Origin of the sequence: Comamonas sp. C11 (genome assembly GCF_024496285.1) — a bacterium.
Classification (GTDB): domain Bacteria; phylum Pseudomonadota; class Gammaproteobacteria; order Burkholderiales; family Burkholderiaceae_C; genus Comamonas; species Comamonas testosteroni_F.
In genome coordinates, this window is sequence record NZ_CP101743.1 from 3,041,123 (window position 1) to 3,067,091 (window position 25,969).

The window sequence follows — 25,969 nt, forward strand, 5'->3', positions numbered from 1 at the left end:
GTGACGGTAAAGTTTTTAAAGAAAGGCAGCTATGCTCACAGACACGGAACTGCGCAAACTGCGCCCTAAAGACAAGGCATTCAAAATTGCCGACCGAGACGGCATGTACGTCTCGGTCTCCCCTGCTGGAACCAAGTCGTTCCGATACGACTACCGTCTCAATGGCAGACGTGAAACGCTGACCATTGGCCGCTATGACGAGTCTCTCGGATCAAAGTCCTCCCGTGAGTCAAGCGAGCTTGAGTTCGGTCTATCCGTTTCCCTGGCAGAAGCACGGGCGCTACTTGCAATAGCTAGACGCAGCGTCGAAGCGGGTGAATCACCATCCAGAAGCAAGGTTGAAAAGCGACAAGAAGCAGCAGACGCGCTGACTTTCTCAAGCTGGGCTGAGCGCTATTTCGCTGACAAAGCGGACCCCAACAACAGTGCACGCTTGGCCGACTCGACCATCGCCATGCGGCGCTCTGTCTACAAGCGCTATCTGGAGGGCCCTTTTGGCAAGCTGAAGCTTGACGAAATCAAGCCAGCGCAGTTGATGAAGCACTGCGAAAGCATTCGTGAAAAAGGTGCTTCTGCACCAGCTGTTCAAGTGCGCGAGATAGTCTTGCTGGTTTACCGCTTTGCGGCGGCAAAAGATAAGTCATTTTCGGCGCCAAACCCCGCGGAAGCCATTCGCCCCAGCGATATAGCGACATTCAAAGCGCGAGACCGAGCACTTAGTCCAAACGAAATACGAAAATTTCTTGACGCTTTAGATACAACAGCCACTGCCGCAACACTCCGCCTAGCCTTACGCTTCGTCATGTTGACAATGGTTCGCAAGGGCGAATTCATAAATTCCACATGGGATGAGGTTGATTTTGATAATGCGACCTGGACAATTCCCAAAGAGCGCATGAAGACCGGAAAAGCGCATGTGGTTTATTTAAGCAATCAAGCACAAGATATTCTTATTACATTCAAAACTTGCTTTTCCACATCTAGCCACCTTCATCCAGGTCGTTATGACATGAACACAACAATAAGCAATGCGACTCTTAATCGTGTTATCGAAGTGGCAGTTAAATCAATAAATGCTAGTGGTGATAATTTTGAGAATTTTACCGTCCATGATCTTCGACGCACTGCCTCGTCATTGCTGAATGAGGCGGGCTTCAACCGCGACTGGATCGAAAAGTGCCTCGCCCATGAAGAGGGCAGCATCCGGGGTGTCTACAACAAAGCTGAGTACGGTGAACAACGTCGAGTCATGCTCCAAGCCTGGGCCGACATGATCGACGCTTGGAGTCGCGGCGAAAATGTACGTGAAATCGTTCGCGCTGCGAAAGTGGCTGCGGCGGATGTTGATATGAATATTGGCTGATATTTTTATGACAACAAAGAAAGTTACTCCTGCTGACGAAAAAACAAACCGTCAATGGGCTTGGCAGTTTTTGCGACGCAATCGTGATTATCGGGAAGCTTACGCGTTTTTGCATTCACTTAGTGAAGACCAGCGAAATGTTTTTGAAAAGCTAACCCAAGGTCAACTGGAGTCGTATGCTGAAAATTGGTCGCAACTTGGCTCGCTGCCAGTAAAGCTCTTCGATCGCACCTATTTTTGGAACACGAAAGACAAAAATAGTACTTTGGATGAATATATTAAAGATTTGAGCAAACCGTTGTCAAAATCAAAGAAGCATACCTCGATGTTTTTAAATGAAATCGACAACCTAATTTTGCGAATTTCTCCTGAGTATCGTGCGGACCAATATGGATTGATTCAATGGGTCGATCCCAGCATTGAAGAAATGACCGCAGATGCGGCAGATGCGATTTGGTTCTATTCAGTCCCCCTAGAGGCTTCGCTTGTAAGGGCGCCTTGGCTTGATGAAAAAGGAATTAGCTTTGAAAAGTCTGAGTGGCAAGGTGTAGGTTCGGAAATTCTGAAGGGTAACCAAAAAGAGATAGAGGTTGATTCATTCAGTGCGACTGAAAAAACCAATCGACCAGTTCAGGCTGAAACGCTTCCATTAAAAAAAGGAATTAATGGTGCTATTTTTATTATAGATAACTTCTCCTCGCCCCCGTCTTATCATCAACTTGATGGTCGCCGAATACCGATTGGACGTGATCCTGAACCACTTTCACTGGACGGCGACACATTGGTCCGTGCTACTTTTGATGTTCGCTTGCCTATCGAATATCAGATAGAGGATGTTAAAAATTACTTAGCTGAACATCAGAAAGAGTTGCAGGAAGCAGGATTTTTTGAGCCACTTCCGGAAAGGAAAGGCCGTAAAGGTGTTTTTTCTTCATATATTGCAATACTCGATCTTCACGAGCAAGGGGTATCCGGTTTGGATATTGCGATAAAGCTCAGAAAACTCGAAAGAGAAATTTACACAGACGCTCAAGGAAAAAAGCGCAAGAGCTACGTTGATCCTGTCAGGCCAGACTTGGCAACAGCACAGGAGCATACAAGCGCGATTCGGAAACAACTTGAGCGTGCAAGACGCCTTCGAGATCATGGCTACAGATCACTTGCTCTACAGATGGATTGAGGATGCCGTGCGGATGCTGCGCCGCTCTATCAGACCGGGTGCATCACACGTCAAGAAGAGGCAAGTCGTTCGACACAAAATTTTCCCAGTTGTCGGATAGCGCCCAGCTCTGAGAGCAAGAAAGCAGCGCCATCACGTACATGTGACGCTAACTTAGTTGAGTTAGCGTCACTTTTTTTTATTCGCTCGAATTGACCTGCTCCCCCCAGGCCGTACCAATGTGAAGTAGCAAGGGGTCCGCCATTCAGGAGAATCGCAGACATGAGGAAGAGCAAGTTCACAGAGGAACAGATCATCGGGTTCCTCCAACAGGCCGAGGTCGGCATGGCGGTGGCGGAGATTTGCCGCAAGGGCGGCTTCTCCGACGCCACGTTCTACAAGTGGCGCGCCAAGTTCGGCGGCATGCAGGTGTCAGAGGCCAGACGGCTGCGCGAGCTGGAGGCGGAGAACGCCAAGCTCAAGCACCTGCTGGCCGAGGCGCACCTGGATCTGCATGCGCTCAAGAGCGTGCTCGGGGTAAAAAGGTAGCCCCACAAGCCCGGCGCGAGCTGATCACGCAGCTGGTGCAGGAGCACCAACTGTCCGAGCGTCGCGCGTGCGGGCTTGTGGGGCTAAGCCGAGACAGCTACCGGCACCCACCGGTGCCCAGCGCACAGACCCAGGCCCTGAAGGACAAGATCGTCGAGATCGCGCATGTGCGTCGGCGCTTCGGCTACCGGCGCGTGCACGACCTGCTGCGCAACGACTTCCCTGGCGTCAATCACAAGCGGGTGTACCGGCTCTACAGAGCGGCCAATCTGGCGGTTCGCAAGCGCAAGAAGGCCAAGCGCCCCGTGATGGAGCGCACGCCCCTAAACATCGCCCAACGCATCAACGAGGTGTGGAGCATGGACTTCGTCAGCGACAGCCTGGCCAGTGGCCGGCGCATCAAGTGCCTGACCGTGGCCGATGACTTCAGCCACGAATGCGTGGAGATCGCTGTGGACTACGGCATCAGCGGCCTGTACGTCACCCGGCTGCTGGATCAGGCGGCGCGCTTCAGGGGCTACCCGGCCGCCGTCAGAACCGACAACGGCCCGGAGTTCACCAGCCGGGCCTTCATCGCCTGGACGCAGGAACACCACATCCGGCACATCCTGATCGAGCCAGGTCGGCCCATGCAGAACGGCTACATCGAGAGCTTCAACGGCAAGTTCCGCGACGAGTGCCTCAATGAGCACTGGTTCCAGAGCATGCGCCAGGCACGCACCGAGATTGCCGCATGGCGTCGGGACTACAACGAGGTTCGGCCTCACAGCAGCATTGGCCGCATACCGCCAGCCAGGTATGCCCAGCAACTGCGTCAGCACGCAGGCGACGCAGCTCGTCATGAGATCCCTGCCCAAATCCATTAACCTTCAACCCCAGGACCCCAACCTAATCACTGGTACGGCTGAAGGGGGCAGGTCAGAATCCTAAAGTTCAACCATTGCAATGCAGATGGATTCAAGCAGGGACGCCTCGCTCCATCACTGTTTTCCCTCAACAAACGACGGAGTTCGACATGGAAAAATTGATTAAAGAGGCGCTTGTCGTAAAGCGCGAAGCCCTTCTCCGCAAGCACGAGGTCTTGCGGTTGACGGGGCTTAGCAACAGCACTTTTTATAACCGCATCAAAGAGGGGGTACTCAAACCGGGGGTTCCGATTGGTCCGCGCATGAAAGGCTGGCCCGCAAGCGAAATCGATGCCTACATCCAGTCTTGCATCGCAAAGCGCGACAGCCAACAGGAAGGCGGTGCAGCATGAAGCGCGCCCTGCGTAGCGAGTGCGCCAGCACTGAAAAACTGCCTTCGCTGACTGCCGAAGTTTCTGCGATTTCCCCCGGAGTGACTTTGGTGGTCGGGCCCTTCGGAGCATTGAGACTCTATGTTGAGCATGTGTTGCTCTTGGCGCTGGCCACTGCATCGGCGGAACTTCCTGTTCCCATGCCGAGTTGTGATCTGATCACATCCATTCATAGTGGAACACGTCGCCAACTGGAGATGATCAAGTGCAGTCATGCATGGACAGGTATCGCTGCATATGCCAATAACGCATTCACATTTGAGTATTTGCAAGCATCCACTGCGCTGAATCTAACAAGCCTGGAAATGGTTTCGTGGTTTGCTCGCAAGCGCAAAAGTGCATTGGAGAAGGCCTGTTTTGTGCTCGTGCTGCAGGATGGTGTGTTGCCTCATGATGAAGGCCTGCTGCAGCCGCGCCGCTTGGGGGAGGCAAACCATACCTATTTCATTGTGATTTGCCCTGGCATGACTCTCCATGCCAAGTACCAAGCCATTGCTAACGAGTTGCTCGTTGTGAGTCCGGGTGAGCCTGACCCAGGGTATGAAGAAGCTTTCACCATTGCCTGCCCTGAACTCTTCAGCTCTTTTCAGCCTTCGCTCGGTAAGGTGGTCTGCAATACTCGTCTTAGCGATGCTGGTCTTGAAACTGAAATCACCCCCTATGTTTCTGATGACCTCAAGACCCGTTTGATGGCGATTCTGAAATTGAATGGATGGAGCATGCAAAGGATTGGTGACTTGTTTGAGGTGGATAAGTCCAACGTCAGCCGCAAGCTCCGCAATGTAGTTACTACCATTCCCGATGGTTGGGACGATGACATGTTTGTGCAGTGGCTGAATTCCTGTGGAATTGATCCCGCAAAACGGCATGGCGGCAAAGATGCTCGTGACCGTGAGACCTTGAAACCTTCTCAAACCGTTGCGCAGGATGATCGCAGCGAGCGCAACGCACGCAACAAGAGCAACGTCAAGAAGAAGCAGCGCTAGCCTTTTCGTGTTGGGGCTCCGCGTGAAATTGGGGCTTCAACCCATTCAGACTGGCCATGCTTCTGGTAGCTCTAATAAGTATGCAATCAATGGCTGTAGCTATGTAGATATGCACCAGTACTGGTCTATAGCAGTACCACTACCGACATAGAGCTACACACCACCACCGTCACAGCAGCTCAGCAAAACGGCGCTTGCGCCATCCACGCTAGGCAAGCTGTGGCCGGTCTCTAACTCCGCTCAGTGCTCACCTGCACTCAGAGCGAATCAAAACTGTAAATAACTTAAGCATCGACAGCATGGTGCTCTGTGCCTCGGCTCGCCCGTAAACCACGACGGCGGGCACGCCTGCGACATAGCGCTCGAACTGGCGGAGATCAGGCCACTGCTCCATGCACCAGATGCAACCGATGTGCGCGACAGCCATCGAGTTCGTCCACCAAGTTCAAAAAGCAATGGTATGAAATTACGTCCTAAACCCCTGATGCCTGTTGTAGATCGTTTGGCATGGAAGCTGAAGTGGAGTTGCCGCAATGAGCGCAACCATCCCGACTACCAAAGCGTGCTCAGCATCGTAAAAAACGAAATTGCAACTGGAAATTGCAAGTGGGCCTATCTCAACGGCCCCAAGTACTGCATCAACTTCCACATCCTGCTCAACGGAGAAAGCAATGCTCTTGTTCAGCTCGTGGCCGTTGACCCTGTTCGCCAAAAATGCGGCCTGCGCATTGATTGCAATCCCGCAAAATTGCAGCCCGGAGATGTTGCGACGATCCACAACGTCATGCGCCGCATCATCGGTCATCGCGAGTACAACCGCTTGATGCGCGAGCCACTGCTCCAAGTCTTTCACGTTGCGGTCGACATTCTGTACCTAGCCCTGAGCAAAGTTCTGGTGCAGTACAAAAACGGCCAACTTATGACCGTGTTCGGCAAGCGCGTGAGCATCAAGGAGGGTATCGTTGAAGGCTACAACTTTGGCAGCACCGAGAGTAATTACTCAACTGCGGCTTACGACAAATGCCAGGAGCGTGTGCATGCGGCGGTGTTGGAGATCGCAAAGAAGGGCAACGCAGGCACAAATGCTGACCCACTGACCGCCAACAAGATCAGTCAACTCAAGAAAGCCGCCAACGGTTGTGACACCACACGTGTTGAAGTGCGCGGCAAGAAGATGCTCAGCCTGCCCTTGTGGAAATTGCCGCAGCAAACAAATTACTTTGAGCGCTTTCGCTTTGCCGATTTATCTGCCGCCGGCACAGAGTTGCCACCGCTCATCGAGAAAGCGTTCCTAGCCATATGCCGCCAGGATGGCGTTAAAGCCGCTCTGGCTACGTTTAAGCGCACAGACTATGCCCGCAGCGTCCCTAAATACTGGCGTAGTCGTCAAGCCACGTGGTGGCAACCGGAGCGACTGTGGGAGCAGGCTTGTGCTGCGTTGCGTGAGTCCAGAATCTTTCCGGATTCTGCGTTTGAGCCACCCCACAAGCGCATCTAGAACTTCCGCGTTGCGCAACAGGATGGTTGCGGCTCGGAATTCAATGGCCGGATGGCATGAGCTGTCTGGCCTTTTTTTATGGCCACGCGAGCGCGTTTTTAATGTGCATGGCTGGCGCACTCTTGCCAAGAGTAGAAAACCGCGCCACGACTGTTCTGGCAGCTTCTGGCGCCATTGATCTATGCAACGAGGGCTGGTATGAGCGTCGGTCCGTCCTATCGGTCCATGGTTGCCATCTTGCCTGCCATTAGTGACTGTTGACCGAAACCAAAAGAACTATTTGTTTTTTACAACCGTGCCGAAGGCGCAAATACAGATGTGGTTGACCTGAACATCTGCGCTCGCTATGGCTTGTGACCGGCTGCGTTAGGTTGTCTGCTGACGCTGATTTTTTGCCGGCCCAGCGACCGCCGCCGGCAGCAGCGCCCATTGGACCGTTTCCAGGCTGAGTGACTGCTGCCTCTACAGGAGCCGACTGGCTTGTGTGGCTCGGCAAGGCTTGGAATCAGCCAGTCCGTAACCGGCTAGCGTGCGACGCGCGTCAGTCGGGCGCACATTCGGACACGTGAGAAAATCGATGACGCATTCAGACCGCAGAAATCTGGGAGAGATGTCATTCCGATCGCAATCGCACTACGCAAACACTTCTCAGGCAGCTACTACCGTGACACTTTTGTGCGTACATTGAAGTCATGGAATATCGACAGCGCATACATCGCCTCGGGCTTCTTTACTGATTTCACGGTGCGCCTAGAAGTTTTGGCGCCTGATTTCGGTATCAACGAGGACATGGAGGATAAGCAAGTTTTCCTGCTGGGTGGCTACGAGGACGACCCGTCGCAACTCCGTGCATTGAGAGACGCTCTCGTCGCGCGCGGCGTCGAGGCTCACGCGAGGAAGCTTCCCACACCCCAGAAAGGCGAGGTTCCGTTGCGATGGCATGCCAAGGTTGCGGTATTTCTTAGCGATGGGAAGCCTGTTCTTGCCATCGTAGGAAGCAGCAATTTTACGGGGCCAACCATGTACGGTGGAAGTGAACATAACTTAATTGCTTCTCCTGAGCGTGTTCAGGTCGAAGCAGACAGCTTCTATTGGCTGAACAGCCATTTGGATGCCGCCCAAGCGGTACACGACGCCTTTCACTACTGGGGGGGAGGAAGCCACGCTCCGCACATCGCTTTCAACGACGAGAAGTTCGACCACGAGATTGAGAAGCTTCTCGATTCAATCTACTCGAACCTACTGTCTTTTCCATGGCAGCCTCTTTAGCTTGAGGCGGCCGGGTTCATGCCCGTCGATCGAACGCATAGCACATGCGGCGCCGATGGGCACTGACACCGGCGCGGCGCGAGAAGTTTTGGGAAAGTTCTTTGGCTGCTGTGCCTCGTAGAGCCGCCATTCGGGCCAGCGCCTGCCGCTCCTACCAACGACAGCTTGGGGCCAGGTAGCGTGAATACGACCGGCGGCGGCCACCGACTGCACCCGCTGCGGAGCCGTCATCACCAATCGAAAGGCGGCTCCTGGGTGGTTGCCGTCGTTCACCTCAGAAATTCCAATGACTGCTGTTGCCCAGAGCAGTCATTGCACTAAGACTTTAGAGAAGTCTTGTCTCTCAACCCAATCCAACAGCAGAACGTCGAGCGCTGCTGCGTGGTCGCCGTGGATGCCCTCGACCAGAAGCTGCCCTACCTTGGTGGCACCTTTCTCACTCGAGCTGACCGGCCCGTATCGGCCACCATCTTCTTTTAGCCGCGTTCGCCACCTCGGACTGGCGTCTACAGCGCAAGCTGACGGTTGTTGGCGGCCAGGACGTTCTCCTGCAGGTACTTGATGACGCCCGCAGCCAGGGGGCTGTTGATTTCCACCCAGAAGTGACCCACTAGCCCCCGGTTTTTCCATCTCAATCTGACCCACGCATTAACCCTAGCCTGCTGCTTTCTTGTGCAGCAGGAGACCAGGAGTGATTGACGTGGCCACTTTGAGTGTCATCCGGCGCTGGGCTCTGCGTGAGCACCTGTCCATCCGAGAGATCGCCCGCAGAACTGGGCTTTCTCGCAATACCATCCGCAAGTATTTGCGCTCCGACGTTGTGCAACCTCAACTTGCACAGCGCACCATTGCCACCAAGCTCGACCCCTACGCCAGCAAGCTGTCAGGCTGGCTGCGTACAGAAGTCAACCGCTCTCGCAAGCAGCGGCGCACGATCAAGCAGATGTTTGTGGACTTGCAGGGGTTGGGCTATACCGGCTCCTACAACCGAGTCGCTGCCTTTGCCAGAGTGTGGAAGGCTCAGTGTCATGTGGCTGAGCAAACATCAGGGCGAGGCGTTTTTGTGCCCCTGGTCTTCGGCGCTGGAGAAGCCTTCCAGTTTGATTGGAGCGAGGATTGGGCTGTCATCGCGGGTGTACGCACCAAGCTGCAAGTGGCTCACTTCAAGCTCAGCCACAGCCGAGCCTTCTATCTGCGGGCCTATCCCCTGCAAACCCATGAGATGCTGTTCGATGCCCACAACCGTGCCTTTGCGGTGTTTGGAGGCGTCCCTAGGCGGGGGATCTACGACAACATGCGCACAGCCGTCGATCGTGTCGGCCGTGGCAAGCTCAGAGAGGTCAACGCCCGCTTCAGTGCTATGGCCAGCCATTTCCTGTTCGAGGCACAGTTTTGCAATCCGGCCTCGGGATGGGAGAAGGGACAGGTCGAGAAGAATGTTCGGGACGCTCGCCATCGTATCTGGCAATCTGTACCAGCGTTTCCGACACTCAGTGCCCTCAACGATTGGCTAGAGCAACGGTGTCAGCAGTTATGGCAAGAGATTGCGCATGGCCAATTGCCTGGCTCACTTGCTGATGTGTGGGAGCAAGAACGCTCAACTTTGATGCCCATGCCTCGGCCGTTTGACGGCTTTGTCGAGCATGCCAAACGAGTCTCTCCCACCTGCCTAGTTCACTTCGAGCGCAATCGCTACAGCGTGCCGGCCTCTTATGCCAACAGGCCCGTGAGCTTGCAGGTTTATGCCGACCGCCTGGTTGTCGTGGCCGAAGGTCAGTTCGTCTGCGAACACCCGCGCATCATTGAGCGCAATCACCAAGGCTCTGGGCGTACGGTTTATGACTGGCGCCATTACCTGGCCGTATTGCAGCGCAAGCCTGGCGCATTGCGCAACGGTGCGCCGTTTGTCGAGTTGCCAGACGCATTCAAACGACTGCAAGCTTTGCTCCTGAAGCAACCTGGCGGCGATCGCGAGATGGTGGAAGTTCTTGCCTTGGTGTTGCAGCACGATGAGCAAGCCGTCCTGGCCGCTGTCGAGTTGGCACTGGAGGATGGCGCACCCCGCAAGACCCACATCATCAATATCTTGCACCGCCTCATTGATGGAACACCGGAGCCTGACCCCATCCATTCACCCCAAGCCTTGGCCTTGATCGTTGAGCCACAAGCCAACGTCGTGCGCTATGACCAACTCCGACAGGTGCGCCATGCGTCATGACCCCGCCATTGCTGCGATCATCATCATGCTGCGCCAACTCAAGATGTTTGGCATGGCCCATGCCGTGACAGAACTTGCAGAGCAAGGCTCACCAGCATTTGAAGCAGCACACCCCATACTGTCGCAACTGCTCAAGGCCGAGAGTGCTGAGCGAGAAGTGCGCTCCATTGCCTATCAACTCAAGGTCGCCAGGTTCCCGGTCTACAGAGATCTGGCAGGCTTTGACTTCGCACACAGTGAAGTCAATGAAGCCTTGGTACGCAGCCTTCATCGCTGTGAGTTCATCGAGAAGGCTAACAACGTGGTGCTTGTCGGTGGACCTGGCACGGGCAAGACGCACATTGCTACAGCACTGGGTATTCAGGCCATTGAGCACCACCGTCAAAGGGTGCGCTTCTTCTCTACTGTTGAGTTAGTTAATGCCCTGGAGCAAGAGAAAGTGCAAGGCAAAGCCGGACAGCTCGCCCACAGGCTGGTGCATACGGATCTGGTGATACTCGATGAGCTGGGCTATCTGCCCTTCAGCTCATCTGGTGGTGCGCTACTGTTTCATCTACTCTCGACGCTTTACGAACGCACCAGCGTAGTCATCACCACCAACCTGAGCTTCAGCGAATGGGCCAGCGTGTTTGGTGATGCCAAGATGACCACGGCCCTGCTGGACCGCCTGACCCACCACTGCCATATTCTGGAAACAGGCAACGATAGCTACCGCTTCAAGCACAGCAGTGCAGTCCAACAACCGCCCATGAAGAAGGAGAGAAACAAAACCTAATCCACATCTTGAGCCTTACGGCTCAAGTCAAGGAGTGGGTCAGTTTGAGATGGAAATGGCGGAGGTGCGGATAAAAACTTGGACTGGTTTTATGCGGCTAGGCCAAGTTTGTTCCGGTATTCCACAGGACTTAGACGTCCCAGAGATACCTTGATGCGTTTTTCGTTGTACCAACGAATGTAAGTATCGACAGCTTCAATGAACTGCTCAATCGTTGTTGATTGCCAGTTGCTAGGATAGAACAGCTCCATCTTTAGCCTTCCAAAGAAGCCTTCGCACGCAGCGTTGTCTGGTGAGCACCCTTTACGAGACATCGAGCGAACCAACTTTGCATCATGGACCCTCGAGAGCCAGCCAGGCCATCGGTAGTGAGCTCCACGATCAGAATGAATCACAGGACGGCTCTCGCTGCCTTGAACAGCATCAATGGCCGCATCCAGCATTGTGTTGACGAGGTTTGCGTTGGGATGAGTCCCAATCGACCAGCTCACCACCAGCCCGTCAAAGCAATCAATGACTGGCGACAGGTAAACCTTGCCAGCAGGAATCTGGAATTCAGTAATGTCGGTGAGCCACTTCTCATTGGGAGCAGCAGCATGGAAGTCTCGATTGATGAGGTTTTGCGGGGCAGCGCCTATCTCTCCAAGGTATGAGTTATATCTGCGGCGTTTGGGCTTGGCCACGATCAAGCCCTCCTGCTTCATCAGCCGGCGAACCACCTTCTCTGAGATGCCCGTGCACTCCTTGAGCAGGGATGCCTGCACCCTGCGATATCCATAGCAACGGTAGTTGTTGTCGAAGATCTCTGTGATGCTTCGGCGTAAATCAACGTATTTGTCAGCCAGCTTCAGCCGAGCACGATGGTAAAAATACGAGCTTCTAGCAAGGCCAACAAGAGAAAGCAGTTCTGGCAATTCATACTGCCCGTGCAACGCTTCAACCAGCACAGCCTTATCTTTGTTTGCCAGCCTATGCAGATCAATGTCAGCTCCATTTTTTAAGATTTCATGGGCCTGCTTGAGAAGCTCACGTTCTATCTTCAGCCGCCGAACATCCTGGCGCAATGATTCAACTTGGCGCCTGAGTGCTGCTTCATCCAACACTGGCGATCGCTTTGGACTGTGTTTCATTGAGGCTGGGGCACAAGGGCCAAGCAACTGATTTTTCCAGTTGTACAAGGTTCCCCGGCATACCCCTAACTTGTCCGCAATCTCCTGTGCACTTGATTGGCGGGCACACAGTTGCACCACGCCCTCACACATCAAAGCATCAGGCTTTGTAGTCGGCCAAGACCTGCCTACTCTCGATTTGCAGGTGTCAGGGCAGTCTTGCCGAACCCACGCAGTCAACGTTCCTCGACCCGGGTAACCCAAAACCCTCATCGTGGCGGCAATACAGCGATCGTGGGCGAGGTAATGAGCAACCGCCACCTGTCTTTGCTGTAGCGAATATTTCGGTGCTCTTGGTGCTTGGCTTACTGGCAAATCCTGATGCTTCAGGTAGTGCTGATACCAGCCTTTCAATGCGTTCTTGGTTGGGTATCCCAACTGGCGAATGGTGGCTCTGACACGCAAGCCAAGCTTAATGTAAAGCTCAACTGCACGAATCCTGTCTGCGTATGAGTACATGAACTACCTCCTGGTAGTCCAAGTTTTTGTCCGCATCCCCACCGGGTCAGTTTTGCGTGGAAATTAACATTCTATTGAGCCCATGCTCGTGGTCGCGCCTGTGTCTCTGCTGGAGAACTGGGCAGAGGAAGCTCGCAAGTTCTTCCGGGAAGGCTCACTTCCGCTGCTGACCGCCTACGGTGATGCACTGGCGCCTTTGCGGGTGCCGCGCGCCCAGGTAGAGCAGCGCCTGCAGACCGACGACGGGCTCGTGAAGTTTCTGCGACCAAACTGGGTTGGTGACGCCAAGGTGGTGCTGACCACCTACGAAACCCTGCGCGACCTGGAGTTTTCGTTCGCTGCGCAGAAGTGGTCACTGATGGTCTGCGATGAAGCTCAGCGCATCAAAAACCCTGCGGCGATGGTGACCCGAGCCGCGAAGAAGCAGAACGTGGCCTTCAAGATTGCCTGTACGGGTACTCCCGTGGAAAACACGCTTGCCGACATGTGGTGCCTGTTCGACTTCGTTCAGCCCGGCCTACTCGGTGCTCTCAACGACTTCGGGCAACGCTACCGCAAGCCAATTGAGGCCAAGACGGATGAAGAGAAGGCCCGCGTTGAGGAACTACGGACTCGCATTGCTCCGCAGATTCTGCGGCGGATGAAAGCGGACGTGGCAACTGAACTGCCCAAGAAGATTGTTGTCGAGGACTGCCGCAAGCTGTCGCTATCCAGCACGCAGCGCAACCTGTACGCCAAAGCCATCGACAGTTTCAAGAAACGTGGCGACCCAGACCACCCCACGCCGTTCAAAAATCATCTGGGGTTGCTGCACTACCTGCGCCTTGTTTGTACCGACCCGCGGCCGCACGGCTTGAATGTCTTCAAGCCAGAGCCGACCAAGCAGTATCGAGAAAAGGCTCCCAAGCTGGATTGGCTGTTGGCGCAGCTACGCCAAGTACAGAAGAAGCAAGAAAAGGCTATCGTATTCTGTGAGTTCCGGGAGATTCAGAGACTCCTGCAGCACTACATTGAGGCTGAGTTCGGTCTCAAACCAGACATCATCAATGGCGACACAAGCGCCTCGGCCAGTCATACCGCCAGCCGACAAAAACGCATCAAGGCCTTCCAAGAGGCTCCCGGATTCGGTGTCCTCGTCCTTTCTCCAGTGGCAGTTGGCTTCGGAGTGAACATCCAGGCAGCGAATCACGTGGTCCACTACACCCGAACCTGGAACCCTGCCAAAGAGGACCAAGCCACCGACCGGGCATACCGCATCGGACAAAAGAAGGACGTTTATGTCTACTACCCTGTAGTCTGGGCTGAAGACTTCACAACTTTCGATGTGAAACTGGACCGGCTACTCACCTACAAACGCGGTCTGGCCGAAGACATGCTCAATGGTTCCGGCGACGTGAGCCCTGGCGACTTCATTATTACGGACGTCGTGCCACCAGCTGATGGATTTGATATTGATGAGCGCATCACCCTAGACATGGCTCTGCGCATGAGCTGGCAGCACTTCGAGTGTCTCGTTGCCGTGCTATGGACTAAGCAAGGATACGACTGTTACCGCACTCCCAGCGCAGCGGACAACGGAGTGGACGTCGTGGCATTGGCGTCGTCAAAAGGACAGCTGTTGCAGGCTAAAACCAGTGGAAATCAAGGCACAGCGCTGAGCTGGGATGCCGTAAAGGAAGTTGTCGCCGGGGAGGCCTTCTACCAACGGCGGCATCCAATGGTGGACTTTGACAAGGTTTGCATCACCAATCAGTTCTTTAACCGACACGCCCATGAAAATGCCGAGTTGAACTCCGTAGAGTTGCTGGACCAAACGCATCTGGCTGAACTCCTTGCCCGTCACTCAGTGACGATGCTGGAGATAGAACGGATGCTGTATTCAGACTGGCAAGATTCCTCTACTTCTGTTGGTTAACGTGGACCGTTCCGGAGTTTTCATAGATTCATGGATTTAAGTCAGGTGTGAAATTTCAGACTTAATTTGGCAGCTGTAACGACCAAAACAGGAACTACCGCCAGACCCTATACCACTATGCACAAGCGGTGCTAACCAATCGAAGCCATAGTTATGATCAGAAACTAGGTGTTTTTATTCAAGGGCTAAGGCAGGCACAGCAAGTCCGAAAGGCCGAGCCTCATAGATAAAAGCTGATGACGGTACTTTTGACGGTAAGACCATTTCTCATAGTTGTCCTTGTTAGTCCAGTACAACGTAATAAAGCTCAAAGATGCCCAACGTATTGCTTCAATTGACAATTGAGTGGGAATAAAGCGCTGTCGTGAACTGACTGACACGCAAGCTTTAGACTTTTTTCTCATGTAAGCCCGTGTTTTCACGGGCTTTTTTCATTTCCATGCAACTCTATCTGGAACGACACTGGCAATGGTCACCACTGTGGGCAACTTCAAGCAATTCAAGAACGGTGCACAGTTTGCTGCCTGGCTTGGTTTGAGGCCCAGACAGAATTCCAGCGCAGGCAAATCCAATCTAGGTGCCATCACCAAACGAGGCGATAGCTACCTGCGCACTTTGCTGGTGCAAGGGGCCAAGGCCGCTGTGCCGACCGGCAAACACAACCTACAACCTCGACCCTATCTCCCAATGGGCGATGGCCTTGATGCAGCGCAGTGGCTGGCAAAAAACCGCCGTGGCTTTAGCCAACAAAAATGCACGCATCCTTTGGGCGCTCATGACACAGGAGCGTACCTACGAAGCAGCCCATATCACCGAACGCCCCAGGCCACCCGTCTTTGCCGTTGCCTGAGACAGGCACTTCAACATGCAAGACGTGAAATCAAAGATGCAATGAACAGGTCAGACCAGCAGCAGCCAAGCTCGGTTGTTGCATTGTGAGTCGCAAGACGTCACGAGATTTGAATGGAGCCCTGCTGCGCGGTTTGTTTCTAGGGGTGCACACCTCGTGCCTAACCCCGTCCGTAGATGTGCAGCCTGTTCCTCGTTTCAAGCACCTGAGTCGTCCTGGCAGCCAGGTCAGTCACAAGTTACTGAGCAGCGCTTGCGTTGATGGGAAGTCCCTGTAATGCAACAACGCCATTCGCGGGCTTAAGCAGCTACACATTGGGCTGCTCTATCGGATCGCCCGGCAGTTCTGCAGGCGGCTGATCATTTGGCGGATCAATCGGATCCGGCTTGGGCTCCGGTTCTTTGAGCGGGTTCTTCTGAAGAGTCATGGCGGCAATCTCCTTGCAATGATGAAGTAGGTGCCGAAAAGATTGGCGAAGGAGTCACAGACACAATGGGTAGCAGCGCCATAGATATCTGACATCTCTGACGAGCTGTGGGCAGCATTCGGATGAGACTCAGGATATCTCGAAAATGTCGCCATCCGACAATGCCGCGCTCTCATGGTAGATGTCGTAGAGGTACTGAGGCAGCTCCTCATGAGTGATCTCGGGGGGAACGACCAGATCCACCGGGCCAAGCTTTCCATCGAGTCCAACCGCAAAGCAGCGCCATCCCGAGTTGCTGCGCTCTATGGCCAGGATGTCGCCAAACACATTGAATCGGTACTTTTCCATAGCTGCTCCACTGTTGAGCCTTGCATGCTAGCCGCATCTGCTCGCCAGTCTCGGACAGCCTGTGGCACCTGAATTGCAGAACCTGTGCATCAAGAGCCATCAGCCCGAAGCCTTGTCAGCGTCGATGGAAAGGAAGCATCGCGTTTTTCTTGGCAGTCGCATCCATCCTGCTTATGCACCAAAGCTGACGTTTTACTTATTGGATAGGGCTTCAAGGTTATTAAAAAGAGTACTGTGGCTCTTGGCGATCGATCTTGATTCGTCATCCAGGACTGGAGGTCTATATGCCAGATAGCCGTATTCCCCCGCCAATCCAGAAGTTCTGGGAAACCACCAAGGAGATGTTCTCCATGGACAAGGATTTCCCTGCGCCGCCCCAACTAGACCCGCAAGAGCCCACAGACATGGAAAAAAAGCAGGAGGAAGAGAGACTGCTGCGCATGCGCCACAACTACCGACACTGGTAGCCCTGTCTCCTGAATCCAGCCTTGCGATTGGTTTTCAACCACCTCTAAAGGTGGTTTTTTGTTGCCTTGAGATACAAAAGCATGAGCACTTGGACCGGATCATGCCTAGGCCGCAGAGGAAATGCAGCGATAAGATGAATCGAGAACCGTGAAGCTGGAGACGAAACTCACAGCAGTATCAAGTGGAACACCAAGGAGCCCCATGAAAAACAAAGTCGTGCTCATCACCGGAGGCAGCCGAGGCATTGGTGCAGCCACCGCCCTGCAAGCAGCAGCGGCAGGCTGGGATGTACTGCTCAGCTTCAATACAGACCAGACGGCAGCCGATGCGGTTGTCTCGCAAATCACGGAAATGGGCAGGCACGCCATGGCCATTCAGGCGGATATGGGCTGCGAAGAGCAGATTCGCCGTCTCTTTGCCGTGGCAGATGTACAGTTCGGGCGCCTGGACGCCCTGGTCAACAACGCAGGTATTGTGGACACGGCACAGACGCTGGCCGAGTTCAGTTTGCAGCGCCTTGAGCGAATGTTTCGAATCAACACCATAGGCGCTTTTCTTTGCGCTCGCGAAGCGGTGCATCGTATGAGCACTGCCAATGGCGGCCATGGTGGAGCCATCGTGAATGTGTCCAGCATTGCAGCAAGACTTGGCGCGCCACGCCAGTACGTCGACTACGCGGCATCCAAGGGTGCTGTGGATGTGATGACTCTGGGGCTGGCCAAGGAAGTGGCGGCGGAAGGCATCCGTGTCAACGCTGTCCGTCCCGGTCTCATTGAAACGGATATTCATGCCAGCGGGGGACAGCCGGACAGGGTTCAGCGCCTGGCCGCCGGCATTCCCATGAAGCGCGGAGGAACGGCTCTGGAGGTTGCCAATGCAATTGTATGGCTCATCTCGGACGAGTCGCCGTACACCACAGGTAGCCTGATCGAAATTTCGGGCGGCAACCTCTAACCGGGCAGCCGCCCAACCACGGCCTGCCCCCTGGTAGTCACACCAGGTGACACGGCGTTTTGCGTCAGCCCGGACGTGTTGGCTCGCTGTCCCATGAACTGGCAAATCGCGGCCTTATCTGTTTCTCAGCCTTCGCTCGACCGCGCCAGTCGAGGCCTGTCAATCAGCGATGGCCATGACCATGACCGCCACCTGGGCGATGGCCTCCATGCTGTGGACGGTGATTTCCATGCCCTCCGTGGCCTGGATGAGGCCTGTGGTGCGGTGGACGGTGCGCGTGATGATGGTGGTAGTACCCAGGCCTATATGCAGGCCGCCCATAGTAGTACGAGCCGCCATAAGGCTGATAGATGTAGGTATCGCTATACCCGTAGCTGTATCCAGGGCCTGCCGCGTAGCAGCCCGACAAAAGCAAGACGAGCGCACAGACTCCAAACAGTTTCTTCATGTGCGAAGTTTAGACGGACCGAAATCGCGCAGGTTTTCAATGTGTAAGCCCGGCTTTGTGCACACAATTGCCGGCATCTCAAGGAGCTTTCTTTTGCCATGCTCCACGACGTCCGCCCGCTGGCGAAGGCGCGCCGGTTGCATCCGGGAAATGCCTGCAAATGGCCGAATGGCCGCTTGACGGCAAGCCGGCCTGCTTTTGCAGGCTTCCGCCTGGTCGCCGCAGCTGTTGGGAATGGCGGCTATGCCCTGCACTCGCCCCAGCAAAGGCACTGCGCAATAGGTTCACCCGCCCAGGAGTGCATACCCTGTTGCCGAACTACCGTACTGCAACACTGCGTAATGTTTGACCCGTGACGCTGCACTAATAGCCCCAGCTTTGGCCCCCTGGGTAAGTGCGCCCGCCACTCAATCCGGAACCCGGCCACGGCCACAGGCTGCCTTGATTCTCATGGCCCTCGTTTCCGCGGTCACGAAAGTGATCCCGGTCCCAGTCGTTTTCAAAGTCGATTGAGCGATCCCGCTGTTGAATATCGTTGTTTCGAAGATCCTGATCCGCATTCTTCTCGACCTGATGGGAACCTGGATCCACTCCTTGCCCATTGACCGGCCTCTGCATCACGCATCCGGTCAATATCAAGGTCAAGGCAAACGCGGTCAGTGCAACTAGCTCTTTCATGGCGGCCCTTTCTACAAGTGGCACTGACAGCCTATTCCTGCCCACGGATACCCGTGTAAAGCGATGTTCTTCGGCACGACAGGAAGCTCGCGCATTGAAGCCTCTGCATCGAACAGCTCCTGCATCGCCCAGCCCCTGCATTCAGACTCGTGACATTCGCAGCAGTGCAAAGATGCAGGAAGCACTGTTCTCCCAGCTCCTGGAGGGCTCTCGGAAAAAGATCGCGCGACTACTCTTTTGCCACGGCAGGCTTGCCGCCAGACCGGGTGACCACAACCAATGAGATACCGCCAAGTATGGCTGCGCCAGCCAGGGTCAGCCGCATGGTCCAGGGCTCTCCCAGCAGGGAAACGGCACCGATGGCGGCCAGCAAGGGAACGCTCAGCTGTATGGATGCAGCAGCACCCGCCTTCAGCTGGGGTAGCGCCGCATACCATGCGACGTAGCCCAATCCGGAAGTCAGCATTCCGGAGCACAGCGCATACATCAATCCTGCCGTGCTCAATGAGGCTTGCCCCTGCACCAACACGAGCATCAGCAGCGAAAGCGGTACCGTCCGTAAGAAATTTCCTGCCGTCACGCCAACCGGATCGGTTGCGCCCTTGCCGAGCAAGGAATACAGCCCCCAGGCAACCCCTGCCAGGAGCATGAGCAAAGCCGCCCCCAGGGGCGGTGCCGAGAGTCCGGGTCGCAGCAACACCACCAGGCCGCCGAAAGCCAGCACCAATCCGCCCCATTGTCGGGGTGCGAGTGTCTCGCCGCGACAAAGGCCCACGCCCACCATCGTCGCCTGCACCGCGCCAAAAAGCAGCAAGGCACCGACGCCGGCCGACAGACTCCCATAGGCGAAGGAAAACAATGCGGCATAAGCGAACAACAAGCCCGCCGACATCCAGTTGCCAACGCCAGTAGAGGGAGCGCGTTTCAGGCTCACGACCAGCGCCAGCATTGCCGCCCCCGAAGCCAGGCGCACTGCCGTAAAGCTCGCGGCATCAATGGAGTGGGATTGGAGCGCAAGGCGGCACAACAGCGAGTTGCCGGCAAAGGCCAGCATCGCCAGACCAGTCAACACAGTGGTGTGAAACAAGGGCATCACAACCTCGTAGATAGACCAACCCCGGTATTTTTCCATGTCATCCACCCGTAACCAAGCAACTGCTGTCTTGATGGAGATAGCACCCGCCTTGCTGCAGGCGCCAGCCCTGCGCCGGGGGATCTGAGATTCAGCCCGGCGGACTGCAGGTGCCAGTGAAGACGCATCGGCAGCACTGTCGATGACAGCCGGAAATTCGCCACAGTCCTTTGATGACTCTGCCCGACTTCGAATCACCAGGCACTCGGCTGGGTGCAGCAGGCGACAGCTGCAGTCACCATAATTCCCCAAACTTGACATGCATCATGAAAGAGGAAGGGTTGGATGGAGTTCCTAGGTAATCAAAGCGCCCAGCCGAGGACGATGAAATGCCAGATCCTGGCGCAGGAAGCACTTCCCATTGCCCTGATCGAAACGCTGGATGACAACAAAAAAAGCAATCTGCCACACAACCTCAGCCAGCGCGCCGAAGAGATCAAGGCGGAGGTCTTGAACTTGATGGCGACAGATGAGCTCTACGAGCGCCTGCTGGAGCACCTTGACAGATATTCAAAGACCGTCAATTTGCGCCGCTGACTTGTTGCACAACAGAGACCTTCCCGCCATGACGCGGGCTTTTTCTTTGGCGGCTTGCATGATGCGGACCTGCACTTTTCCCTGTGGGTCTGAAGAAAGCCCTTCAGGGCAAGCATCATTGCCAGGCAGATACTGCCACTGGCAGTCCTGTTTGCGCTGAAGCGCCTTGCACTGTCGCTGAATGACTGAAATAGACCATGCTCTGGCTCTGCTGCGGTCAAGAATTCTCCCTCGAAGGAATGCCCCAGCATGGAAGTCAACACATCACATATTCCCAGATATTCAACTGCCGATCTGGGCAGCGCATTCAGCTTCTGACAACCAATGGATGGTCTCACCGCATCCCGGACCGCCAATTTCTTGAGCGCCTTGTCTCAGCATCTCAACGAGTGGTCGTGGCCGTCTCCCAAGAGCAATGGTCAGTTTTTGCGCGCGCAATCACTGGACTGTCCAATGGCTATCTATCGATGGCATGGAGTCATTGATTCATGCCGCTGTCATTCCCCCCGGGACGCCACACCCGATCCAGAAGACCGAGCAGGCCATCGTGGAGATGCTGATGGGCTATCTCTGTGGCGGCTCGCGGCGCATCACATGAAGGTTGGGCTTTAGGGAGAACCTGCAGCGGCTGGCTTCGGTGCGTGGGTATTCGCGAGAGCAGCCAAGGCCCTGGCATGAAAATAGTTCCATGAAATCGGAAACTCCATTGCGCCCGAACAAGGCCTGTCCAGTGGTCATTCGGGACCGAGACACCATCGAAATATTGGCATTTGAGCACCCGCTGGCAGGTCTGCAACTTGTCAAAGGCACGATTGAACCGGGCGAAAGCTCCAGAGAGGCGGCATTGCGCGAATTGCGCGAAGAAAGTGGACTTGAAGCATCTGAAGTCTTGCTGAATCTGGGAGTATGGGCATCTGGCTATGAGGACCAGATCTGGGCATTCCATCTGTGTGCTGTGGAAAGTTCACCCGAATCCTGGACATATCGGACCGGCGATGATGGCGGTCATGACTTCAAGTTCTTCTGGCATCCGCTTGCACAGCCGCCAGATGAGCGATGGCACCAGGTGTTTCACGGTGCGCTGGAATACATCGCAAGCAAGTTATCCGCTTGACGTAGTTGACTGCTCTGATGTGGACTTTTCCCGCAGTCGGCCTCATTGCAGACTGCGGGACAAGACATCGGATGGAAGCCGGATGAGGCAATTGCCTGCCTGGCTTGCGTCCGAAGCTCCGCTAGGCAAGATCGCTCGGTTCTTGAGGCAGGCCGTAAAGCAACGCTCTCCGACCGCACCATCCCCAAGATCAAAATCGGCGCCTGTGCCCGATGAACAGCTTCAGTCTCCTGTAGCCCAGCACGATGCCGGTCAGTGCCAGAGCCAGCGTACCAATGCTCAGCAAAACGAGGATGGCATCACGTGGCCAAGCGTGGCGCAGCATCCACGGCAGGTCCCAACTGTGCAGGAAATTGAACAGCCACCGCCCTGTACGCTGCCGTTGGTCCAGGCTCAGCACAACATCACCGGAGTCCGGGCTGATGTAAACGATAGTGTTTCCCGGATCTCCAAACTGCACCCGAAGCACAGGCAGGCCACGCGCCGCAGCTGAATACATAGAGGCTTCGCCCCGACGGTAATAGTAGGCGTCGTACTCGTTCAGCAACGTGGTCGAGTGAATGGCAAAAGGAAACAGCTTCTTCGCCGCCTGCTCCAGTCTCGAGCGGTCAAGTTCCCTCTCTACCTGCGGCGCAGCAAGGTTTGCGGACAGGACGCGGGTCTGCCCCACTCCATTGAAGGCCAGCAGGTAGGGCTGCCCATCCAGTACTTTCCATTCGACCTCGCGCGTGTCAAACCCCTCGGCACTGAGCAATGTCAGCGCTTCGTGCGTGGTGAGCCTGAAGGGATTGCTTCCTGGACTTGCATGCTGGTAGGCATGCAGATCGGGACGAGGTCCTTGCGGGCTGAAGATCCCCAGCGGATTCATGGACATCAGGCCGCTGAAGATCCAGCAGATCATCATCGCTCCAAATACGAGGCCGGTGATGTGATGCCAGCGCATCTGGAACTCCCGATACGGCGTCTTGGCTCCGGATTTGTAGCGACCGTTGAAGCGCCATCGCCAGATGCCCACCAAGGCACCGGCAATGGCGGAGACGGTTCCCAATGCCGAGAGCCCGATGACCATCCAGCTCCACACAGGGTCCTTGGAGCCTTCACGCACGATATACACCCAGTGAAGCCAGGCTCCCACATAGTTCCAGTAGCGTTGATGGCGCGGTACATCCATGACCACCTCGGCAGTGGTCGACGAGATGTACAGCAGGCTTGATGCGGAATCATCCATCAGGGCCTTGATGAGAGGCCGATGGGGATCGAGCGAGGCGGAATGCGTCCAGCGATCGTCTTGCGTACGACCTTGCAGCACTCCATTTGCCCCGGGCAGGAAGGCCTTGGCGCTGCGCAAGGCTGCTGCGTCGTCGGGCGGCGGCGCAACAACGCCCGTGCCGGCATCCACCACACGCAGCGTGCCGTCTGCCTCCATGAGCCGGTAACCAGGGCGGCCCGCAATAGTGGTGAGGATGATCTGCTGCACCTTGTCAGCAGACTGGCTTTGCTTCAGAGCTGCCTCAACAGGCAGGTAGCTCTGCTCAGAGCTCAGGGAAGGCAATGCCTGCAGGCGCTCGGTAGGCAGCAGTTTGGGGTAGCCGACAAAGAGCATCACCACCCCGCTGAAGAGCCATAGCGCCATCAACACACATGCAGCCACCCCGGTCCATCGATGCACCAGAAACACAAGCCGTTTGGCATGAGCGGAAGTCCACATCGGCGGCCCGCTCAGAAACGATGGTTCAGTGTCAGCTCAACACGTCGCCCTTCCCCGACGAGCCACTGCGTGTTGGTGTAGTAGGAGGTCGTGAAGTAGTGCTTGTCGAAAATGTTGAATCCGCGCAGCGTGAACGTGGTGGCCTTGGTAGCCTTCCATTGCAGCGCCAGGTCTGCCGTGGTGTAGGCAGGCAGCTTCAAAGTGTTCGCATTGTCTGAATAGCGCTTTCCCACATGACGAAGGCCGCCGGACAGCGTCCAATCAGGCACGACTTTCCAGCTCACCCAGACATTGGCAACACGCTCCGGCACGTCGGTGGGAATATTGCCATTGCGTGAAACAGCGATGCCGCCCACGGACTCGCTGAAATCGTCATAGCGAGCCTTGAGCAGCGCAAAGTTGGCATCAATCTGCACGGCCTTGCTGACTTGCATCGATAGTGTGCTCTCGATGCCCTTGGAGGAGCGTTCGCCAACCTGTATGCGCAGAGCGGGGTTTGCAGGGTCTCGCGTCAACAAGTTGTTTTTGGTGATGGAGTACGCTGCAAGCGTCCAGTCACCCTTGCCTTCCCAGAAGGATTGCTTGATACCGACCTCAAACTGTTTGCCGCTCGATACGTCGAAGGCAGAATTAGCCGCCGACAACATCAGCAGCCCGCTCACTGGATCTGCGGCCTTGGATGCCTGCGCATACAGCGACAGCTGAGGACTTAGCTTGTAGACCGAACCAAGTCGCCAACCGGTGTTGGAGTAGCTGCGTTTGAACGCCTGATTGCCCGCCACCAGGTCCTGGCGCGATAGGTTCGCATGGTCGAAGCGGGTGCCCGCCACGACAGACCAGCGATCCGTCAGTTCAAGCCGGTCTTCAGCAAACAGCGCATATTGCTCGGCCTTGTTTTGATAGCGGGGAATGAAGGGTACGGAGCTGCTGTAGTAGCCCGGGACGGGGTTGTAGGGATCGACCGGACCGGAGCTGCCGGTATAAGTGTTGTTGGTGTGCTGAAACGATGCGCGGTTCACGTCGAAGCCCACGGAGAGCTGGTTTGAACGTCCGAGCAAGCTGCCGTTGAAGGTCACATCCGTGGTGTTGCCTGTCTGCGTCTGGTCGTGATTGATCTCGGTGTTGTCCGAGCGGTCGATCAATCCCGTAGCAGCGTTGTACCGGTACGCTTCAGCATTGCGCCAATAGCGGTCGCTGCCAATGTGGTAGAGCTTGCTTCGTACGACGATATTGCTGCCGGGTGCCCACTGAGCGGCCAGCTCGGTCCAGCGATCCTTGAACTGGATGCGGCTGTCGGCAACGTTGTAGTTGCGCTCTCGGATCGCAGGGTCTTGTACTCCGTTGATCAGCGGTGTACCGAAGTAGCGCATGGGCTTTTGCCGGCCCTGTGCGTGTGACAGTTGCAGATTGAGGTCAGGTGTCACATCCCAGCGCAGAGCTCCGGAAATCGTGCGATTGCTGGAATCGCCACGATCCACCCACCCGTCCGATTGGTCGCCACTGACATCCAGGCGATAGGACCATTGCTCATTGATCGCGCCTCCGCTGCCAAAGGCCAATGCACGTTTGCCTTTTGTTCCCACCGTAGCCTGGACTTCATTCTGAACAGGACCGCGCGTGGGCTTTTTGGGAATCACGTTGACCACGCCACCAATCGCGCCGTCACCGTAGATCACGGATGCGGGTCCGCGCAGTACTTCGATGCGGTCGATCGACCAGGTGTCGAAGGGAAAACTCACACCGACTCCCCCGTATTGGCGCGTACCGTCGTATAGACGCATGACCGAGGTGGAGTCCGTGAAACCTCGTGCCGAGAGCGCGCTGCCACTGTTGCCCGGATGTCCCAGACTGGTGATGCCGGTAGATCGCGTGATTGCGTCAACCAGAGAAGTGTCGCCGCGAGCTTCCAGTTGCTCGCGCGTGGTCACCTCGACACTGGCCGGAGTGTCGCGTGCACTGAGGTCAAGTCGGCTGCCGGTGCCCACTGAACGCTCCAAAGGAGTGTCCCCCGATGAACGTACGGTAACCGTGTCCAGGGTGACGTCGGTTTGTGCCCAACTGGCAGAGCTCGCTACTACAAGAGGAACAGCCAATAGCAGATGGACCACAGCCAGGACCACGCTGTTGCGTTGAAAGAAGGCGAGCGAAAGAGAACTCGCGTTGCCATTGGGCATCGCGCCATAAAAGGGATGGGTCATGAACTACCTGCGTGCAAGTGAAATCGGCCGGGCAGGACTGAGCCCGACGGCGATAGGCTGTATCCGCCATTGATTGGCGGCACAGTGGACTTACACGAGCGTTGGCGGCCCTCGCGGAGGCAGGGGTGCCCCCACCAGCGCGGCAATGCGTGCTGAAACTACTGGCCGTAGCGCCAAGCCGAGTGGCTGAGGCTGCTCAAGATGCGGTGATGAATAGCTCGGCGGTGTCGTGATGGTCAGACACAAGGGGCAGTCCAGCGAATGATGCAGCCCTGGCGCGGCCTGGCCGTCCTCATCAAGCATGATCACCTGCATGCTGCCACTTGAGGTACAGACCACTTCGATGGCTTTTGGATGCACTATGGGCGAAGCCATTGCAATACTCAACGTCAGCATGAACCACGCCAGAATCAGGCGGGTCAGTGACAGGGAGCTACGCAGCGCTTGCAT

General features: G+C 55.6%; 24 protein-coding genes and 1 pseudogene. 17 read left to right on the plus strand and 8 right to left on the minus strand.

What is annotated here, in order from left to right; genetic code table 11:
• The first annotated feature begins 31 nt into the window (after positions 1-31).
• The 10 genes from NOX35_RS13900 (at position 32) to istB (ending at position 11,114) form a co-directional block, all read left to right on the plus strand.
• Positions 32-1,363 (plus strand): site-specific integrase, encoded by a 1,332-nt coding sequence (locus tag NOX35_RS13900; protein ID WP_256493637.1) that lies wholly within the window; start codon positions 32-34, stop codon positions 1,361-1,363.
• A gap of 7 nt (positions 1,364-1,370) precedes the next feature.
• Positions 1,371-2,543, plus strand: coding sequence for a transcriptional regulator domain-containing protein (locus NOX35_RS13905; protein WP_256493638.1), 1,173 nt, complete (start codon positions 1,371-1,373; stop codon positions 2,541-2,543).
• A gap of 261 nt (positions 2,544-2,804) precedes the next feature.
• Positions 2,805-3,937, plus strand: a protein-coding gene (locus NOX35_RS13910) for an IS3 family transposase (protein ID WP_122975108.1) whose coding sequence is annotated in 2 segments (ribosomal slippage) — positions 2,805-3,060 and positions 3,060-3,937 — 1,134 coding nt in all. Because the reading frame shifts where the segments join, the coding sequence is not laid out codon by codon here.
• 149 nt (positions 3,938-4,086) lie between these two features.
• Entirely contained in the window at positions 4,087-4,329 is a 243-nt protein-coding gene (locus NOX35_RS13915) for an AlpA family transcriptional regulator (protein ID WP_256493639.1), read from the plus strand.
• Positions 4,326-5,354, plus strand: a complete 1,029-nt coding sequence (locus NOX35_RS13920) for a hypothetical protein (RefSeq protein ID WP_256493641.1) — start codon at positions 4,326-4,328, stop codon at positions 5,352-5,354. Before NOX35_RS13915 ends, NOX35_RS13920 begins: the two co-directional genes overlap by 4 nt.
• Positions 5,355-5,814: 460 nt before the next feature.
• Positions 5,815-6,852 (plus strand): hypothetical protein, encoded by a 1,038-nt coding sequence (locus NOX35_RS13925; RefSeq protein WP_256493642.1) that lies wholly within the window; start codon positions 5,815-5,817, stop codon positions 6,850-6,852.
• A gap of 675 nt (positions 6,853-7,527) precedes the next feature.
• Positions 7,528-8,121, plus strand: coding sequence for a phospholipase D family protein (locus tag NOX35_RS13930; protein ID WP_256493643.1), 594 nt, complete (start codon positions 7,528-7,530; stop codon positions 8,119-8,121).
• A 336-nt stretch (positions 8,122-8,457) separates the two neighbouring features.
• A complete protein-coding gene (locus NOX35_RS13935; protein WP_256493644.1) occupies positions 8,458-8,601 on the plus strand; it encodes a hypothetical protein in 144 nt (47 codons plus the stop codon).
• A gap of 211 nt (positions 8,602-8,812) precedes the next feature.
• On the plus strand, positions 8,813-10,339 hold the full coding sequence (gene istA / locus NOX35_RS13940; protein WP_256493546.1) for an IS21 family transposase: 1,527 nt from the start codon (positions 8,813-8,815) through the stop codon (positions 10,337-10,339).
• Positions 10,329-11,114, plus strand: coding sequence for an IS21-like element helper ATPase IstB (gene istB, locus NOX35_RS13945; RefSeq protein ID WP_256493544.1), 786 nt, complete (start codon positions 10,329-10,331; stop codon positions 11,112-11,114). Before istA ends, istB begins: the two co-directional genes overlap by 11 nt.
• Before the next feature lie 89 nt (positions 11,115-11,203).
• Here istB and NOX35_RS13950 read toward each other — a convergent pair whose 3' ends face one another.
• Positions 11,204-12,742 carry an IS3 family transposase gene (locus NOX35_RS13950; protein WP_256493646.1) on the minus strand — a complete coding sequence of 513 codons (1,539 nt, stop codon included), beginning with the start codon at positions 12,740-12,742 and terminating at the stop codon, positions 11,204-11,206.
• 82 nt (positions 12,743-12,824) lie between these two features.
• Here NOX35_RS13950 and NOX35_RS13955 point away from each other — a divergent pair, with 82 nt between their 5' ends.
• Together NOX35_RS13955 and NOX35_RS28810 are read left to right on the plus strand one after the other, a co-directional pair.
• Complete coding sequence (locus tag NOX35_RS13955) at positions 12,825-14,657, plus strand: SNF2-related protein (protein WP_256493648.1); 1,833 nt, start codon at positions 12,825-12,827, stop codon at positions 14,655-14,657.
• A gap of 483 nt (positions 14,658-15,140) precedes the next feature.
• Positions 15,141-15,507: pseudogene (locus NOX35_RS28810) on the plus strand (transposase); the annotation flags it as partial.
• A gap of 556 nt (positions 15,508-16,063) precedes the next feature.
• Here the strand turns inward: NOX35_RS28810 and NOX35_RS13965 are convergent.
• Entirely contained in the window at positions 16,064-16,282 is a 219-nt protein-coding gene (locus NOX35_RS13965; protein ID WP_003064031.1) for a hypothetical protein, read from the minus strand.
• 284 nt (positions 16,283-16,566) lie between these two features.
• Here NOX35_RS13965 and NOX35_RS13970 point away from each other — a divergent pair, with 284 nt between their 5' ends.
• Complete coding sequence (locus NOX35_RS13970) at positions 16,567-16,749, plus strand: hypothetical protein (RefSeq protein ID WP_182282952.1); 183 nt, start codon at positions 16,567-16,569, stop codon at positions 16,747-16,749.
• 202 nt (positions 16,750-16,951) lie between these two features.
• Positions 16,952-17,704, plus strand: a complete 753-nt coding sequence (locus NOX35_RS13975) for an SDR family oxidoreductase (RefSeq protein WP_182282953.1) — start codon at positions 16,952-16,954, stop codon at positions 17,702-17,704.
• A 159-nt stretch (positions 17,705-17,863) separates the two neighbouring features.
• On the opposite strand, the gene NOX35_RS13980 is transcribed toward NOX35_RS13975, so the two are convergent.
• The 3 genes from NOX35_RS13980 to NOX35_RS13990 form a co-directional block, all read right to left on the minus strand.
• Complete coding sequence (locus NOX35_RS13980) at positions 17,864-18,043, minus strand: hypothetical protein (RefSeq protein ID WP_256493651.1); 180 nt, start codon at positions 18,041-18,043, stop codon at positions 17,864-17,866.
• Between the two features lie 472 nt (positions 18,044-18,515).
• Complete coding sequence (locus tag NOX35_RS13985) at positions 18,516-18,830, minus strand: hypothetical protein (RefSeq protein ID WP_182282955.1); 315 nt, start codon at positions 18,828-18,830, stop codon at positions 18,516-18,518.
• A gap of 229 nt (positions 18,831-19,059) precedes the next feature.
• Positions 19,060-19,923 (minus strand): DMT family transporter, encoded by an 864-nt coding sequence (locus NOX35_RS13990; RefSeq protein WP_256493652.1) that lies wholly within the window; start codon positions 19,921-19,923, stop codon positions 19,060-19,062.
• A 324-nt stretch (positions 19,924-20,247) separates the two neighbouring features.
• On the opposite strand from NOX35_RS13990, the gene NOX35_RS13995 reads away from it, so the two are divergent.
• The 3 genes from NOX35_RS13995 to NOX35_RS14005 all read left to right on the plus strand — a co-directional run bounded on the left by NOX35_RS13995 (position 20,248) and on the right by NOX35_RS14005 (position 21,613).
• The gene (locus NOX35_RS13995; RefSeq protein ID WP_256493653.1) at positions 20,248-20,499 is read left to right on the plus strand and encodes a hypothetical protein; all 252 of its coding nucleotides are present in this window, start codon (positions 20,248-20,250) and stop codon (positions 20,497-20,499) included.
• A gap of 472 nt (positions 20,500-20,971) precedes the next feature.
• Positions 20,972-21,097 (plus strand): hypothetical protein, encoded by a 126-nt coding sequence (locus NOX35_RS14000; RefSeq protein ID WP_256493655.1) that lies wholly within the window; start codon positions 20,972-20,974, stop codon positions 21,095-21,097.
• Positions 21,098-21,187: 90 nt separating this feature from the next.
• Positions 21,188-21,613, plus strand: coding sequence for an NUDIX domain-containing protein (locus NOX35_RS14005; RefSeq protein WP_182282958.1), 426 nt, complete (start codon positions 21,188-21,190; stop codon positions 21,611-21,613).
• Between the two features lie 190 nt (positions 21,614-21,803).
• On the opposite strand, the gene NOX35_RS14010 is transcribed toward NOX35_RS14005, so the two are convergent.
• From NOX35_RS14010 to NOX35_RS14020, 3 genes are all read right to left on the minus strand, one after another.
• Positions 21,804-23,321 (minus strand): PepSY domain-containing protein, encoded by a 1,518-nt coding sequence (locus tag NOX35_RS14010; RefSeq protein ID WP_256493657.1) that lies wholly within the window; start codon positions 23,319-23,321, stop codon positions 21,804-21,806.
• Positions 23,322-23,332: 11 nt separating this feature from the next.
• Positions 23,333-25,519, minus strand: coding sequence for a TonB-dependent siderophore receptor (locus NOX35_RS14015; protein WP_256493658.1), 2,187 nt, complete (start codon positions 25,517-25,519; stop codon positions 23,333-23,335).
• A gap of 90 nt (positions 25,520-25,609) precedes the next feature.
• Positions 25,610-25,969: a DUF2946 family protein gene (locus NOX35_RS14020; protein WP_182282960.1), complete on the minus strand. Its 360-nt coding sequence runs from the start codon at positions 25,967-25,969 to the stop codon at positions 25,610-25,612.